This window comes from Aureispira anguillae (assembly GCF_026000115.1).
In the GTDB taxonomy this organism is placed as follows: Bacteria; Bacteroidota; Bacteroidia; order Chitinophagales; family Saprospiraceae; genus Aureispira; species Aureispira anguillae.
The window spans coordinates 5,503,975-5,519,287 of the sequence record NZ_AP026867.1 but is presented as its reverse complement, the minus strand read 5'-3'; the positions used below and the strand labels follow the sequence as shown (position 1 = coordinate 5,519,287).

The 15,313-nt window shown below is 35.9% G+C and carries 13 protein-coding genes; 7 read left to right on the top strand and 6 right to left on the bottom strand.

Annotated features, from left to right (window positions below):
• Positions 1 to 122 precede the first annotated feature (122 nt).
• The 5 genes from gcvT to AsAng_RS21650 all read left to right on the top strand — a co-directional run bounded on the left by gcvT (position 123) and on the right by AsAng_RS21650 (position 3,508).
• Entirely contained in the window at positions 123 to 1,214 is a 1,092-nt protein-coding gene (gcvT, locus tag AsAng_RS21670) for a glycine cleavage system aminomethyltransferase GcvT (protein ID WP_264789191.1), read from the top strand.
• Positions 1,215 to 1,439: 225 nt separating this feature from the next.
• Complete coding sequence (locus AsAng_RS21665; RefSeq protein ID WP_264789190.1) at positions 1,440 to 1,883, top strand: Hsp20/alpha crystallin family protein; 444 nt, start codon at positions 1,440 to 1,442, stop codon at positions 1,881 to 1,883.
• 192 nt (positions 1,884 to 2,075) lie between these two features.
• Positions 2,076 to 2,291, top strand: a complete 216-nt coding sequence (locus AsAng_RS21660; RefSeq protein ID WP_264789189.1) for a heavy-metal-associated domain-containing protein — start codon at positions 2,076 to 2,078, stop codon at positions 2,289 to 2,291.
• Positions 2,292 to 2,329: 38 nt separating this feature from the next.
• Positions 2,330 to 3,073: a tRNA pseudouridine(38-40) synthase TruA gene (truA, locus tag AsAng_RS21655; protein ID WP_264789188.1), complete on the top strand. Its 744-nt coding sequence runs from the start codon at positions 2,330 to 2,332 to the stop codon at positions 3,071 to 3,073.
• Between the two features lie 99 nt (positions 3,074 to 3,172).
• Positions 3,173 to 3,508, top strand: coding sequence for a hypothetical protein (locus tag AsAng_RS21650; RefSeq protein ID WP_264789187.1), 336 nt, complete (start codon positions 3,173 to 3,175; stop codon positions 3,506 to 3,508).
• Positions 3,509 to 3,627: 119 nt separating this feature from the next.
• On the opposite strand, the gene AsAng_RS21645 is transcribed toward AsAng_RS21650, so the two are convergent.
• From AsAng_RS21645 to AsAng_RS21635, 3 genes are all read right to left on the bottom strand, one after another.
• Complete coding sequence (locus tag AsAng_RS21645) at positions 3,628 to 4,716, bottom strand: mannose-1-phosphate guanylyltransferase (RefSeq protein ID WP_264789186.1); 1,089 nt, start codon at positions 4,714 to 4,716, stop codon at positions 3,628 to 3,630.
• Positions 4,717 to 4,834: 118 nt separating this feature from the next.
• Positions 4,835 to 5,371, bottom strand: coding sequence for an SRPBCC family protein (locus tag AsAng_RS21640; RefSeq protein WP_264789185.1), 537 nt, complete (start codon positions 5,369 to 5,371; stop codon positions 4,835 to 4,837).
• A 174-nt stretch (positions 5,372 to 5,545) separates the two neighbouring features.
• Positions 5,546 to 8,608, bottom strand: a complete 3,063-nt coding sequence (locus tag AsAng_RS21635) for a 2-oxoglutarate dehydrogenase E1 component (protein ID WP_264789184.1) — start codon at positions 8,606 to 8,608, stop codon at positions 5,546 to 5,548.
• A gap of 658 nt (positions 8,609 to 9,266) precedes the next feature.
• Between AsAng_RS21635 and rpsT the strand changes: the two genes are divergently transcribed.
• Positions 9,267 to 9,524, top strand: coding sequence for a 30S ribosomal protein S20 (gene rpsT / locus AsAng_RS21630; RefSeq protein WP_264789183.1), 258 nt, complete (start codon positions 9,267 to 9,269; stop codon positions 9,522 to 9,524).
• A gap of 101 nt (positions 9,525 to 9,625) precedes the next feature.
• Here the strand turns inward: rpsT and AsAng_RS21625 are convergent, their stop codons facing one another.
• Both AsAng_RS21625 and AsAng_RS21620 read right to left on the bottom strand, forming a co-directional pair.
• Positions 9,626 to 10,711 (bottom strand): hypothetical protein, encoded by a 1,086-nt coding sequence (locus AsAng_RS21625; RefSeq protein ID WP_264789182.1) that lies wholly within the window; start codon positions 10,709 to 10,711, stop codon positions 9,626 to 9,628.
• A 150-nt stretch (positions 10,712 to 10,861) separates the two neighbouring features.
• Positions 10,862 to 11,830 carry an arginase gene (locus AsAng_RS21620; protein ID WP_264789181.1) on the bottom strand — a complete coding sequence of 323 codons (969 nt, stop codon included), beginning with the start codon at positions 11,828 to 11,830 and terminating at the stop codon, positions 10,862 to 10,864.
• 397 nt (positions 11,831 to 12,227) lie between these two features.
• Here AsAng_RS21620 and AsAng_RS21615 point away from each other — a divergent pair, with 397 nt between their 5' ends.
• Positions 12,228 to 13,523 (top strand): pentapeptide repeat-containing protein, encoded by a 1,296-nt coding sequence (locus tag AsAng_RS21615; protein ID WP_264789180.1) that lies wholly within the window; start codon positions 12,228 to 12,230, stop codon positions 13,521 to 13,523.
• Between the two features lie 90 nt (positions 13,524 to 13,613).
• Here the strand turns inward: AsAng_RS21615 and AsAng_RS21610 are convergent, their stop codons facing one another.
• Positions 13,614 to 15,215, bottom strand: a complete 1,602-nt coding sequence (locus AsAng_RS21610; RefSeq protein WP_264789179.1) for a serine hydrolase domain-containing protein — start codon at positions 15,213 to 15,215, stop codon at positions 13,614 to 13,616.
• Positions 15,216 to 15,313: the final 98 nt, after the last annotated feature.

Here is a 15,313-nt window from a genome sequence, read left to right as displayed (position 1 = left end):
GTTTGCTAAGTTATTGTACACGATTGATCAGAGGACTGTATTTTTTATAAAGCTCGCCCACTAAAAATATTGTGGTTGGGGTAATCCAATAAACTATTTAATTCTTAAAATACTGTTTCACAATGAAAAAAACAGCTTTATATGACAAGCATCTTAGTTTAGGCGCTAAGATTGTACCGTTTGCAGGCTATGAGATGCCTGTTTCTTATAGTGGAATTATTGACGAACATCAAACTGTACGAGAGCATGTTGGTATTTTTGATGTGTCTCATATGGGAGAATTTATTATCAAAGGAGAAGGAGCTTTAGATTTAATTCAGCGAGTAACTTCAAATGATGCTTCTAAATTGACCGATGGAGATGCTCAATATTCTTGTTTGCCAAATGGAAAAGGAGGAATTGTTGATGATCTTTTGGTGTATAGATTGGCAGAAGAGGAATATATGTTGGTGGTGAATGCCTCTAATATGGATAAAGATTGGGATTGGATTTCTAGCCACAATACTTCTGGGGTAGAAATGAAAAATATTTCGGATGATACTTCTTTGATGGCTGTGCAAGGTCCAAAAACAGCGGAGGCGTTGCAAGCATTGACAGAAGTGGATTTGGGAGCAATGAAGTATTATACTTTTGTTAGAGGAACTTTTGCTGGCTTTGATAATGTGATTATTTCGGCAACAGGATATACGGGATCTGGTGGCTTTGAAATTTATGTTGCCAACGAAAACGCAGCAGCCGTTTGGGATGCTATTATGAAAGCTGCGGGTAGTCATGGAATTAAGCCGATTGGATTAGGAGCAAGAGATACACTTCGTCTAGAAATGGGCTATTGTTTATATGGCAACGATATAGATGATACTACTTCTCCATTGGAAGCAGGTTTGGGATGGATTACCAAATTAAAAAAAGCAACAGACTTTGTGGATAAAGAATTTTTAGTAGAACAAAAGGCGGCTGGGCTTACTAAGCGATTGGTTGGTTTTGAGGTGTTAGACAAGCGTCCTCCTCGCCAAGGGTATCCTATTGTGAATGCTGATGGGGAAGAGATTGGCAAGGTTACTTCAGGAACCAAGGGACCTTCTGTAGGGAAACCAATTGGAATGGGCTATGTTCAAAAAGCGTATTCGAAAAAAGAAACGACTATTTTTATTGATGTTCGTGGAAAAAAAATAGAAGCGAAGGTAGTCGGTTTGCCATTTTATAAAGCAAAATAAATAGCCTAAACGGCTTAAATAATTCTATAAACTGTCATTTAGGCATAGGTTTTAATTGTAAAACTGCCTGAATGGCAGTTTTTGTCGTTTGGAACAGCACTTGATCTACTAGAAGCAACAACACAATCATTAACTCAAACAGGTTTTGGATATTGGAACTAGCTGTGGTTATGATTTAATGTTTTTAAGCTAGTTTCCAATATCCTTACCACAAAATAGCTAACAATGAGCAATTATAAGTTCAATACATTCGGTTTCAACTTTGACGATTTAGGAAAGGCGGTAGATGACTTTATGCACAATATAAAAGTCAACGATATTTTTGGCGCAGATGCAAGTCACACGATTCCTGCTGTTAATTCTTTTGAATATCCGACTTATTTAGAGTTGCAGGTTGCGGCTCCTGGGCTAAAAAAAGAAGATTTTGAGCTGCATGTAGAGAACGATACCCTTACTATTTCTGCTCGTGCAACAGATAAAGAGCTACCTGAAGATGTCAACGTTCGTAGAAAAGAGTTTAATTACTTGAACTTTAAACGGACTTTTTCTTTGACGGATAAATTTGACCATCATAAAATTAAAGCCAAATATGAAGCTGGGGTTTTGATCGTTTCAATACCCAAAAAGTCAGAAGAACAAAAAACAAAAATAAAAGTAGATGTTTTATAATGCCCAAGCACTAACAGATTGAAATGTTAGGGGACAACAGAGTAAATAGAAAATTCGATTGTTGGAGAAGAATTTTCATTGCTTGGGAAAGTTTAGGGGTTTTAAATTAATCGGAGTTACTATGGTGTGGTAACTTCGATTTTTTTATTTTTATGCCAAGCGTATAAATTTGATTAAAAATTGAGTAATAAAATGAAAACATTAAAATTTAAGACCAATATTAATTGTGGCAATTGTATCAAAAGTATTACCCCGTTTTTGGATGAGGTAACAGCCATTAAAAACTGGTCGGTAGACACGGAACATTCAGATAAAATTTTGACAATAGAAGGAGAAGATACAATTACAACCAACTTGGTTATTGAGACGGTAGAAGATGCAGGTTTTGATATTCTAGCCTTGTCGTAATTCTGTTCGATCTTTACTGCTAACGAAATGCAAAATCAATGAGATATTTTATAGAATTGGCTTATAATGGAACACGATTTAGTGGTTATCAAGAACAACCTGGAGAACTAACAATCCAGTCAACAATTGAGAAGGCATTGGGTATTTTATTGCGAGTACCCACCAAAATAGTGGGATGTGGTCGCACGGATTCAGGAGTGCATGCCTTGCAATATTTTGCACATTTTGAAACCGATCAAGTATTAACAGATGATTTTACCTATCGCCTAAATAGTTTGACGGGAAATGATATTGTTTGTTATCGTGTATTTTTAGTAGAGGACGAGGCGCATGCTCGTTTTGATGCCGTCTCTCGCAGTTATCAGTATGTGATTGATTTGGTACAGAATCCTTTTCGTCAAGAAACGGCTTATTATTGTCGATATGGAAACCGCTTGGATGTAGAAAAAATGCAATTAGCGGCACAGCTCCTATTGTCTTATAATGATTTTACTACATTCTGTAAAAGTAAGACAGATACCAAAACGAATCTTTGCGATTTGCGACATTCGGAATGGACGTTTTATGAAAAGGAACAACAATTGGTTTATAGGGTTACAGCCAACCGATTCTTGAGAGGAATGATTCGATTAATTGTAGGAATGTGTATCAATGTCGGCAAAGGAAATATGGATTTGGAAGCCGTTAAATTGGCTTTGGATCGCACAGAAACGCTAAAAAACGCACTTTCTGCTCCTGCACAAGGACTTTTCTTAATGGATATTAAATATGATTATGTCTAGGAGGGGGCTACTGTTGTTGTGATTGTAGGTGGGTGAACTTTTATTTTTTTAGAAGGGTTATATTAATATAGAATAGTTATCATTAAAATAAAAGATATTATGTTTAAACAAGAAAATTATCCTACCGCAGCCCCTTATTACTTAATGAATCGGAAAGCCTTAGATGGGCAGCGGCAAACTGTTTTTATAGCAGAGCAAAAATACCAACATGTTCCCGCAGAGGTAAGTTATCATTATAGAAAAGAACGAGTAGAAAACGAAAAAACGCAATTACAACAGTTCGTTTTGGCTAGTTATTTACCTTTATTATTAGTCGCTAAAACCGCTTCAGGAGAAGATAGTGAAGGGGTAATTGTTTTGATTACCTGTTGTTTGATTGCTTTCTTTTTATTTGGAATCACAGGTTGGAAAAACGAGGAGATTAAAAACAACTAGTTGAGGAAGGGAAAATTAACTGTTAATTTGAAAATTTGAAAATGAAATTGTAGATACATTTTCAAATCTTCAAATTAGTTGATTTAGCGACTAAAAAAGCTCTAAAATTATCTTATGGATTATAAATAATCTGCCCCAAAACGTGCTGCAAGCTCCTTTGAAACTTGTTTGATTTCCTGCTCCTTATTTTTAGGATAAATCAAAAGCACATTATCTTCGTCTACTACAATATAGTTTTCTAGATCTTTTACCACAACTAGTTTGTCTTTTGTTGCACGCAACATACAGTTGGAGGTATTAATGGCTTGTATAAGATCTGGAGTTGGGCTACTAATTGCATTGTTGTTCTCATCTTTATTAAACTGTTCATGCAAAGAACCCCAAGTGCCTAGGTCAGACCAGCCAATGTCAGCAGGTAAGGTGTAAATATTATTGGCCTTTTCCATAATAGCATAATCAATAGAAATGCTAGGAGTGGTTGGGTAATATTCATTTAGAAACGCTTGTTCTTGATCTGTACACCAAGCTTTTTCGCCCTGATTAAGAATCTCATAAACGGCGTTTGCATGTTCTTTTATCGCATCTAAGACTGTATTAACGTTCCAAATAAAAATACCTGCATTCCACAAATAATCTCCACTTGCAACAAACTTTTTGGCATTTTCTAAATTGGGTTTCTCTGTAAATTGATGCACCTTATAAATAGGGGAAGGGCTATTGGGATCAAAGTGGATATAACCGTATCCCGTGTTAGGATTATTGGGTTGAATCCCCAAGGTTAATAAGGCTTTGTTTTGATGGACAAAATCTAGTCCTGTTTTTATTTTTTTTATAAATTCCTCCTCTTTAAGAATGATGTGATCAGAAGGAGCAACAACAAAATTAGCATTGGGATTAATCGTGCGAATTTTCATTGCTGCATAAGTAATACATGGAGCAGTATCGTTCCTAGATGGTTCTGTAAGAATTTGTTGATCCGTTAGTTCGGGGAGTTGCTCTTGAATGATTTTTTTGTATTCCATGTTGGTAACAATAAAAATATTACTAACGGGACAAACATCCAAAAAGCGTTCAAATGTTAATTGTAAAAGTGTTTTACCTAAACCAAGAATATCTAAAAACTGTTTAGGCTTTTTTTTTCTGCTACTAGGCCAAAAGCGGCTACCTATTCCGCCTGCCATAATAACTACATAATTGTTGTTGTTCATAAAATGGTTGTGATAGACACTACATTAATAGAATACCGAGTAAAAAGTTTTTACTAAGATAAAGTCTATTGTTAGTGACTAACTAAATTTTTTGTTTTGGTGATTAATATAAGCAACATTATAGTTGCTCAGAATTAAACATGGAAACAATAGAGGTTAAGCTTTCTTCAATAGTTGTATCAAAGTAATTTTTCAAAAAGAAGGCTTGATAACGTCGAACAGGGTTGCTGTCTTTTAGTTCTTGCAATTGACAGCGCCATGCTATTTGGGTATAATTGGTGTCAGCAACCGCCAACACAATAGTTCCTAAGAGCGTTAATTGCCCTTCTGCTATATCAAACTGATATTTTATTTCTTTGTTTAAAGAACTTTCGGTAATGGTTAATTTGCCATTGATTTTATTGCTTTTCCAGATTTGGACAGCTCCTAATCCTTCTTTTTGTTCTGAATACTCCAGCGTCAAATCATCAGATGTCCAAACCGTCCAATTGGACCATTTTTCTAATGAATTAATCAAGGGGAATAGTTCTTTTGGTGTTGCATGAACCAATTCTGCTTTTTCAACAACCCAAGAAGCAGGTAGAAATAACCCTGCCAAAACAATGGTTAGAAAAAAAAGACCCAATAAAATAAATAAAATAAAGAGTGTTGACATCCGCTTTACTGATTCTTTACACAAAAAGTTATTCCAATCAAATGTTGTCCATTAAGATAATCTTGTAAGAAAAGTAGCCGCCTAATTAAGCGACTACTTTTATTTATAAGTTAGAATAAATCAATTTCATGTATACTTAAAATAAATGAATTGTTCAGGTGTCTATATTGATAACTAATTCAGCACTTTTGCTTGCGTTTTCCAATCGTAACGTTTGTATTTGGCTCCAAAACCAGGAATTTGTTTGTTTAGGCTGTTCACTTCTTTACTAGAAAGCATAGCTAACTGTTTAAAGGTAGTGATACCAACTGTTTCCAATTGCCCCGCAACAACCTTACCCAGTCCTTTAAGAGACGTTAAGTCATCGGCTTTTAAGGCATCCCCATTTTTGCTTTTGCGATCTGTTGCCTTGTCATTAATCATGACATTTTGCTCTCTAGCAGCACTGCTTGTGTTCTCAATTTCGCCAAAAGCACGCAATAGAATATTTTCTTGTTGTGCTTGATGTACTTTTTTGAAACCAGTAGCAGGTGAAGCACTAGATTTTCTAGCGACCAATTGGATACCATAATTGCGATAAAATGCTAAAATATATTGCCAAGCCCCCATATTAGAAGGTTCTTCTTGAACCCAGAACCATTCTGCATGACGGTATTTTTTAATGGCTTCTTTGACCTGTTCGATCGGAAACGGATAAAGCTGTTCTAAACGAACAATTGCAATATCATCTCGTTGATCGGCTACTTTTTTGTCTAATAGTTCGTAATAAATCTTTCCTGAGCAACAAAGTACTCGTTTAACGTTTTCTGCTTGTTGTTGAGTTGTGATTTTAGGATCGTCATAGACTTCTTGAAACGAACCTTGTGTCAAATCTTCAAAAGAAGAAACACATTCTCTGTACAAGACTTCTTCGTTGGAACGATTTAAATCTTTAGGACGCAATAGTTTTTTAGGACTCATTACGACCAATGGTTTGCGGAATGGTCTTGCTTGTTGACGACGCATTAGGTGGAAGAAGTTGGCGGGAGTTGTTACGTTGGCAACGGTCATATTAAATTCTGCACAACTCTGTAAATAGCGTTCTAATCGAGCGCTAGAATGTTCAGGTCCCTGTCCTTCGTATCCATGCGGCAACAACATAACCAAACCTGTCATACGCTGCCATTTGCTTTCTGAAGAAGAAATAAACTGATCAAACATGGTTTGGGCACCATTGGCAAAATCTCCAAACTGAGCTTCCCAAATTACTAATGGATCTGGGCTTGCCAAAGAGTATCCAAATTCAAAACCTAGAACTGCAAACTCAGAAAGTAATGAATTGTGAATTCTAAATTCGCCCTGTTCTTGGGCTAGATCATTAAAGCGATTGTACTGTTGATTGGTTTTTGCATCATACAAAACAGCATTACGATGTGAGAATGTTCCTCGTTTTACATCTTGACCACTCAAGCGAATATCATGTCCCTCTAACAACAAGGAACCATAAGCAAGATGCTCTCCCATCGACCAATCTATCAATTCTCTATCAATCAACTCTTGCGCACGTTTTAAAAGGCGTTTGAATTTTGGGAGTGGTGTAAAATCCTCAGGAATATTCTGCAAAGAAGTTAAAACAGAAGTCACTACCTCTTTTTGAACACCTGTTTGAGGAGAAGTCAAATAATCCTCTGGGCTAGTATGTGTTTTGAGTTTGCGCCAAGCTAATTCAGGTGTTTGGTACTCATATTCAGGAGTCTCTTCTTTTGCCTGTGAAAATTTAGCTTGCAACAAAGCATCAAACTCTTTGTTCATTTGTTTCGCCAAAGCTCCTTCAATCTCTCCATTGGCAATTAACTTCTCACTATAAATGGTACGTGTATTCTTATGTTTTTTGATTAAATCGTAGAACTTAGGCTGTGTAAATTTAGGATCATCTCCTTCATTATGCCCATGTTTACGATAACAAACCATATCTATAAATACATCATTATTGAACTCTTGACGATACTCAGCCGCCAATTCAGCAGCAAATAATACGGCTTCTGGATCATCTCCATTAACATGAAACACAGGAGCCTGAACTAAGCCAGCAGCAGCAGTACAATAGGTCGATGAACGAGCATCTTCAAAATCCGTTGTAAAACCGATCTGGTTGTTGATAACAAAGTGAATCGTACCTCCAGTATAATAGCCCTCTAACTGACTCATTTGTACTACTTCATATACTACTCCTTGACCAGCAATAGCCGCATCTCCATGTATAAGAATAGGTAGAATTTTATCAAAATCAGAACGATATAATAAATCTGCTTTGGCTCTAGCAAAACCTTGAACCACAGGATTAACGGCCTCTAGATGAGATGGGTTTGGAACCAATTTCAGGTGGACATTAAATCCTTCAGGTGTTGTTACTTGCGATGAATACCCCAAATGATATTTGACATCTCCATCTCCAAAAATAGTATCTTCAGGTATATTGCCTTCAAATTCACTAAAAATATACTCGTATGTTTTGCCCATGATATTGGCCAATACATTCAAACGCCCACGATGTGCCATTCCAATAACTACTTCCTCTACTTCTTGGCTAGCAGCTTTATTGATCATAGCATCTAGTGCAGGGATAGCAGATTCACCACCTTCTAGACCAAAGCGTTTTTGAGCGACATACTTTTTGCCTAAGAAATTTTCAAAGCCAGTTGCGCCATTCAATTTTTCTAAAATACGACGTTTCTTCTCTAGACTATGCCCATAATTGCCAGATTCAATTTTTTCAATTCGTTGAAGCAACCATTGGTATTTATCCTGATTGTCGATATGGGCAAATTCAAATCCAATATTACTACAATAAACAGCTTTCAACTTCTTTAGAATATCAGCTAGTGTAGCATTGGGAAGACCAATCTCACTTCCTGAAATAAATTGGCTGTTTAAATCTGCCTCAGATAGACCAAAATAAGCTAAATCAAGGCTAGGGAAACGGAATTTACGTTCTCTAATTGGGTTGGTTGTTGATGCCAAATGCCCACGCATTCTATAGGCTTGGATAAGCGTAAGAACAGCAGTCTCCTTGGGCGAAGAAAAAGACGATGTATCTATCGTTGAGTTTCCTTCTTCTGTACCATTTTGCATGGCATAATCAAAACCTGCAAAAAATTCTTTCCATCCTTCTGCAACAGATTCTGGGTTTTCTGTGTATTGTTTGTACAAGCCTTCTATATAGGCTGGGTGTGCATTTGAAATAAATGAATAGTCCATTTTTTGTTACTATTGTTGAGTGTTTAGCCACTTTGAAACAAGCTAAGTAAACCACTGTCTGCTAAATGATTGGTGCTTTCTAAGCGAATTTTTACCTCTACTCTTTGTTGGGGGCTCAATGGATAGTCTTAACTACCAATTTTAGAACCTCCTTGATTAGAACCAAAACCCTTTATAAAAACATCATAACTTAAAGGACAGCAAGCGAAGCAAAAGCTTGTTTTTTTTATATTGAATTGATGTTTGTTAGACCCTTAATTAATGGTCTAAAATTAAAAAATAAAGGTACAAAAGTTATGAGTACTTCCAAAGCTTATTTCCCTAAAATGAATATAGAGCCTTTGTCCTTTTATGTTTTCTTTTTTTTTAAGGGGATTAAGTGGAATCTTAAAGGAATATTATTGAGGATAATTTGGCACTTAGCTAGCGGCAATTCTTTAAAGCTTGATTGGTCTTAATCGTTATTAAAAGCTGCTGTTAAGGGCTGTTTGGTGAATGTAAACAATCTTAGTAGCAAATAGAATGAATAAAAAAGCAACATTTTTTTCATAAAACGTTGAATTGTTTCAAACTATTATTATCTTTGCATGCCTTTAGAAGAATTGTTCTTGAGGAATTAAAAAGAAAAATTGAAAAGAAACATAACTTATAGATAATTATGGCAAACCATAAATCAGCAAAAAAACGTATGCGTCAAGACGCAAAAAAAAGACTACACAACCGTTTTTACAAAAAAACAACTCGTACTGCTATTAGCAGATTGCGTGGAATGGAAGATCAAAAAGAAGCAACTGCCTTTTTGCCTAAAGTAGTTTCTATGATTGATCGTTTGGCTAAGAAAAACCAAATCCATAAGAACAAAGCAGCCAACCTAAAAGGAAAATTGGCTAGATACGTTGGTAGCTTAGCAAAATAAAATAACCGAACTTTACTGTTCTTTAGTTTATATATAAGTGCATTTATACATTCAAATATGTATAAATGTGCTTTTTGTTTTTCTATATCCAACTGTTTTTATTAATCAAAATCTACTAATAAGGCTTTTAATTCAATCAATTCTAATTGTAATTTTTGATGTGCGTTGTAGATGGATTGATAAGGACGGTATTTTTTGATAATATCTTGCAATACTTTCTTTTGTTCGGCTTCTGTCTTTTTGTATAAATTGGCTGTTCCTGTAGAATTGGTGTATTGAGTTAAGATATTTTGTAGTTCTGGATATAACGATAATTGCTTAATTAAATCTGCTTTTTGGCGATTTTTTTGGGTTTTATCACTCCCTTCAGGTAGCTCCAAAATCGTAAGGTCTAATAAGAATAGCGCCCTTAATTCTCTTTTTAGGTAAGGAGATATAGAATTGGGAATGGCCTCTGTAACAATTTTTAGATTTTCTACCGCTTTAAATATATTTAGATCGCTTGTTGCCAAATCTGTTTTTAAACCAGATGCTTGGTGAGCCCATTCTTGTACTTGTGCAAAGCCATGAGGCTGGCATTGTTGCACTAAACCAATCTGTTGTTGTTCTAGTGTTTCTTTCTCTCGAATGAGCTGTTGATAATGGGTTAGTTTTGTCCATAGAGGAGCAAAAGCACCTTGTTGAGTAAAGTTGATCGTGCAGCTATGTTCTGTATATTTCCCTTCTACGTTATAAGTAAACCTTGTGCTGCGATTTTCTTTGGCTGTTTGATGGATAATTTCCAAAAAAGCAACTCCATTGTAAGCATCTACAAAGGCAGGTTGGGGAGTGATTTCAAAAGCATACCAATGAGGGCTATTTAATAAATGCTTTTGCCATTTCCGAATGCTTGAATGCCAGTTGAGCTGGTTGGGGAGTACTTTTTTTAGCCAAAAAGAAGCGATTGTTTTTTCTCCTAAATCATTTTCAATTGCCAAGGTTATTTTAGCTTTTTTCTGTTCAATATTAGGAAGGTAGACGAGTCCCCAAATTTGATCGTCAGAATTAAAAGGGACAGTATCTTTGCCATAACGCCAAGTCGTAACCTCTTTCTGAGAAAAAGGACGATGTACCAATAGAAGTTGTTGACTATAACCAAAAAATGGTAGATAAAAAAAGAGGCTAATTAGGATTGTTTTATAGATCATTCTCTTATGGTTTTCACACTTGGACAATGCTTGTTGATTCCTTGACTTGATTTTCTAGTCACCAAAGCAATGGCGTATTCATACAATATAGTATTGGAAAATTACAAATTATGAACTATTGGGGGGAGATCATAATTTGCAATTCATAATTTATCTATTTTTGACGATATTAGTAGCTCTATCTAATACTCGGAAGGCGGTTTCCGCCATTGTATTGCATTTATCGTCTAAGGTGGGATTAACTTCCGTTACTTCCAAACAACAGGTTTTGGGATCTGCGACCAGACCACAAACCAAATCTGTTGCTTCTTCTTCTGATAATCCGTGTGGAACAGGTGTTCCCGTGCCTTTGGACACTAGATGACAATCCATGCTATCAACATCAAACGAAATGTAAATCATGTCGCAGTTGTGCAAATAGGATAAGACTTCTTTTACAATTTGTGTAGTCCCTTTTTCTCGAACCTCATCAACCGCAAAGTTTCTAATTCCTAGACGATTGGTCAAAAAATCTTCTTCTTCTTCGGTATCCCGTAGAGCAATAAAGACTAAATCGTTGGCTTCAATTTTAGGATAGACATCTCCCATATGTTTTAGGCGATGCCAATGTTCAGCGATTTCTTTTGGAATATCATTGCGCTGATGTTCTATATTATCAATCCCTAGACAGACCGCTAAAGGCATGCCATGAACATTGCCAGAAGGAGTCGTATAGGGGGTATGAAGGTCGGCATGTGCATCAATCCAAATTACCCCTAAGCGTTTGTTTGGATTTGATTTTTTGATGCCTGTAATGGTTGCCCCCGCAGTAGAGTGATCCCCTGCCAATACAATCGGAAAACGTTTGTTGTACGTCACCTCTTCAGAAACATAATGAGAGACATAGTTATAAACCTTAACAATACCATCTATATAGTTGGCATATTGGGTAGGACTATCCTCAAAAAGCAATTCGTTTTCATTGGGAATTATGGTAGAAGTATATTTAGAAAAATACTTGTTGCCAGCATTGAGCGCAGCAACTTTAATTGCTCCAATTCCTAAACTAGCGCCACGAGTGCCTGCCCCTAATTCAGAAGGAACTTCTAGTATTCTAATTTTATCATTTTTATTCGTCATTCAACTTATTTTTTTTGGGATCTTTAGTCAACACATAAGCTGGCAAATCAAGATTTCGCAGTGATTAACTATAGCCATTTTAGGGTTTACTAAAGCGTAATTTATATTCATAATAACGCATTTCATCTTCTGAAACGCTTCTTCAAGAAGTAAACAACGATATTAGGGAAATTTGTTTTAAAATACAAACACAAGTTATAAGATTTTAAACTTGTTTTCTGCTAGAATAAGGGGCTTGAATAGAACGGTTGTATAAATCGTTAAAATAGTTTATATTAGTAAGATATATAGTAGGTGTTAATCTTATGATTGCAAAAAGAATTAGAACATTTGTCCTTCGTTATACTATGTATTTTTATATAAGGATAAACAACTTACTCCAATAAAAACTCCAAATTTGGTCTCTAAGAATTATATAGAAGCCTTTAATAACCTAGCAAAAGAATTAGCCCGTCATTCCAAAGTGGAGCTGTTGGGCTATCATACTTTTTCGCCCCTGCACTTGCAGGAAATAGAAGCACTAGAAGCAAAATATAATTGCCAATTGGATGAGGCTATTCGAACTTTTTATACACAGACCAATGGTTTGCAAATGCGTTGGATGCTAAAAAGCAATCCTTATTATCAGACCACTAAATATCCACCTTTTCATCGTTCTACAGCTCCTGTTGCTTGGGATTATGTAACCGATGATTTTGAAAAAGAAGATGGCTGTGTATTTTTACTGCCCTTGGAGGAAGTCTTGCGAAAGGTTGTTTCTCCCAATGTAGAGCAACAGGATGTTATCATTGACAAAAAAAAGTATTCACCCATTGATTTTTATGCTGGAATTCGATCGTTTGACTGCTTTTCCTATTATTGCAATATGGCCTTGTTTTTAAGAAAAGGACAGGCACCTTTAGTTTTTTTAGGCGATGAAATGGGTACTTGTTATTTAGATTCTAGACCAACCAATTTTGCTACCTATTTAGATTTTGTCCTAGCTTCAAAGGCTGTTTGTGCAAGGCGGAAGACCTTTTTTGGTCAGCCCAAGGGCTATCAAGAAGCCTTGTTGGAATTTCTCCCCACTAAGCTACAGCAACATTGGACCTTGGAGCGGTTAGTGCTGAGTCAAGAATTTGCGCTTGCAGATCGCTTAGGGAGTTCTACAAGACATATTAAGAGCTTAAAGATGCAAGAAAAAGCTTATCATAGCCCTGTGTTTACAAGGGAGGCATTGGATGAAACCATAAGAGCTCATCACGAATTTTTAAACGCTGGAGGGCTTGGGGGGCATTGGCAATTAATTACAATTCAAGGAAGAACATTAGGCATCTATAAAAGCGGGGCAATTAGTAAGGGGAAGCAGGCTATTCTAGATATGCGAAGAATAGACTCAGAGATAGAACTACAAGAAATTTATTTGCCTTATTCTAGTTGGTGTGGTGTTTATGCCAAAAATCAGGATTTTAGTGATGCTAATTTGATAGGTAGCCTGCTCACCGATGCCAATTTGGAGCGTGCCATCTTTGCAGAAGCCACACTCGAAAATGTTGATTTTTCACGTTCTAACCTTAAAGGGGCTAGTTTTATGAATGCTAATTTGCGGGGTGCTGATTTTGAAAATTGTAATTTGACAGGTGCTGATTTTCGAGGGGCAGTTTTGACGGGGAGTCAATTTCGAGGAGCCATACTCAAAGATGTGTTGCGGTAGATTGGTAGTTGGTGCAAAGGGGATATAGGGAGGACTTGAAACAAGAAGATGAGGTGGTTGAGATCTCGTATGACAATAGACTAATATTTGCTAACTGTTTTTTATCATTAGCCCATGATAGTTATATTGACCTGTCATTCCTATTTCTGTTACTTCAATTTCATTCTTGTTAAAAACCAAAATCCATTTACCCCTAGAAGAATAGCCAATGAGTTCATAATCTATTATAAATGTATTTGGTGTAGTCCATTTCCCAATAGCTGCATAGGATTTGTCCTTACAATTACTGATTCGGTATTGATTATTTAAGCCAACTTCATATCTAATCCTTTTATTGGGAGCTAAGGTATAGCTAAATACAGCATAATTTAAATTGGAATCAAATTCAAGCATTAAATGATCATGCATCCAAGGATTTGAAGCTATGCTTGTCTTTAATGAATAAACCTTATGAGTTATTTCTTTAGCAAAAGAAGGCAGTTTAAAGCTTTGTTTAGTTCCTTCTGATTGAAGGGGTGGGGCTGTTGAGTAAGAGGAAAGTTTTTCTCCTGCAACTTGATTGGGAGCTAGTGTGTTTTTTGTCTCAATAGCAGGAATAATAAAGTTTTTTAAGAGCGTTACGGGTAAAAAAGAGTCTTTACCTGTTAGTTTGCTGGTAACTGTTACAATTAAATTTTCTTTGGGCATGACCATGATGTATTGCCCACCAACTCCAATGGCTGAAAATATTCCCGATTTATCCAACCACCATTGGTAGCCATAGCCATCTGTAAACGGTCTAATAAGGTTGGAAAATACCCAGTTCCCACCACTTTTGCCAAAATCGATTTTCCGATTTTCTTTATATATATATCGGTACTGTTTGGGAAAACTATGGGCTTTAATGGATGCTTCAACCCAAGTTGTAGGTACAATTTGTTGATTTTCCCATTTTCCTTTTTGGAGATAAAGCAATCCAATTTTTGCCATGTCATGCGGTTTTAACCACATTCTTGCAAACCCAATGTATATTCCTTTAGGACTTTGATCCCAACAAATATCTTTAATACCAAGAGGAGTGAAAAGGTGTTTTTGAGCAAAAGACAAGCTATCCATACCTGTCGCCCTTGTTAGAACCGCAGAAAGTAAGAACGAGGCCATATTGCTATAATCAAAGCGTTTGTTAGGACTTGTTTCAAAAGGTAAATTCAAAATATATGTTGTCCAGTCTTCTGTTGCTTGCATCTTAAATAAACCTACCCAACGATATAAATATGAATCTTGGCTATGCCAGCCCGTCTTCATTGTTAGTAAGTCTTTGATCGTTAATGCTTCTAGTCGTGTATCAATCTTTTTGTTATTGGTAGCCTCAAAAATTTCGAGAATAGGTACAGAAACATTTTTTATATAACCTTCTTTAATTGCAATACCAATTAGTATTGATAGAACACTTTTTGTACACGAATTGATAATGTGCTTTTTATCTTTTGGGAATAAAGGATTGAAATACAAATCTGCAATGATATGTTCATTGCGAATAATCGTTATTGAATCAATGATTAGGGACTTGTTTTTTAATCGTTTTTTATGATAATAAGCAATCATTTCAACGAGTTTGTCAGCGTTTACGCCTTGTTCTTCAGGTGAAGATGTTTTCCATTTTTGAGTTGGCCAATAGTTGGGGGCAATAGGTTGGTATAAAATTTCATTCATATGATGGGGTCTATACATAGAAATGAACTCTAAAACAGTCATTATAACCAATAATGAACAAACCAATGTTGCTAAAAAAAATAATATTGTTCCTACCA

What these genes read in the sequence shown, in the direction of transcription:
- truA (WP_264789188.1), top strand. Translation starts at nt 2,330, where the DNA reads ATGAGATATTTTATAGAATTGGCTTATAATGGAACACGATTTAGTGGT.
- AsAng_RS21660 (WP_264789189.1), top strand. Translation starts at nt 2,076, where the DNA reads ATGAAAACATTAAAATTTAAGACCAATATTAATTGTGGCAATTGTATC.
- AsAng_RS21635 (WP_264789184.1), bottom strand. Translation starts at nt 8,608, where the DNA reads ATGGACTATTCATTTATTTCAAATGCACACCCAGCCTATATAGAAGGC.
- AsAng_RS21610 (WP_264789179.1), bottom strand. Translation starts at nt 15,215, where the DNA reads ATGAATGAAATTTTATACCAACCTATTGCCCCCAACTATTGGCCAACT.
- AsAng_RS21640 (WP_264789185.1), bottom strand. Translation starts at nt 5,371, where the DNA reads ATGTCAACACTCTTTATTTTATTTATTTTATTGGGTCTTTTTTTTCTA.
- AsAng_RS21620 (WP_264789181.1), bottom strand. Translation starts at nt 11,830, where the DNA reads ATGACGAATAAAAATGATAAAATTAGAATACTAGAAGTTCCTTCTGAA.
- AsAng_RS21650 (WP_264789187.1), top strand. Translation starts at nt 3,173, where the DNA reads ATGTTTAAACAAGAAAATTATCCTACCGCAGCCCCTTATTACTTAATG.
- gcvT (WP_264789191.1), top strand. Translation starts at nt 123, where the DNA reads ATGAAAAAAACAGCTTTATATGACAAGCATCTTAGTTTAGGCGCTAAG.
- AsAng_RS21645 (WP_264789186.1), bottom strand. Translation starts at nt 4,716, where the DNA reads ATGAACAACAACAATTATGTAGTTATTATGGCAGGCGGAATAGGTAGC.
- rpsT (WP_264789183.1), top strand. Translation starts at nt 9,267, where the DNA reads ATGGCAAACCATAAATCAGCAAAAAAACGTATGCGTCAAGACGCAAAA.
- AsAng_RS21665 (WP_264789190.1), top strand. Translation starts at nt 1,440, where the DNA reads ATGAGCAATTATAAGTTCAATACATTCGGTTTCAACTTTGACGATTTA.
- AsAng_RS21625 (WP_264789182.1), bottom strand. Translation starts at nt 10,711, where the DNA reads ATGATCTATAAAACAATCCTAATTAGCCTCTTTTTTTATCTACCATTT.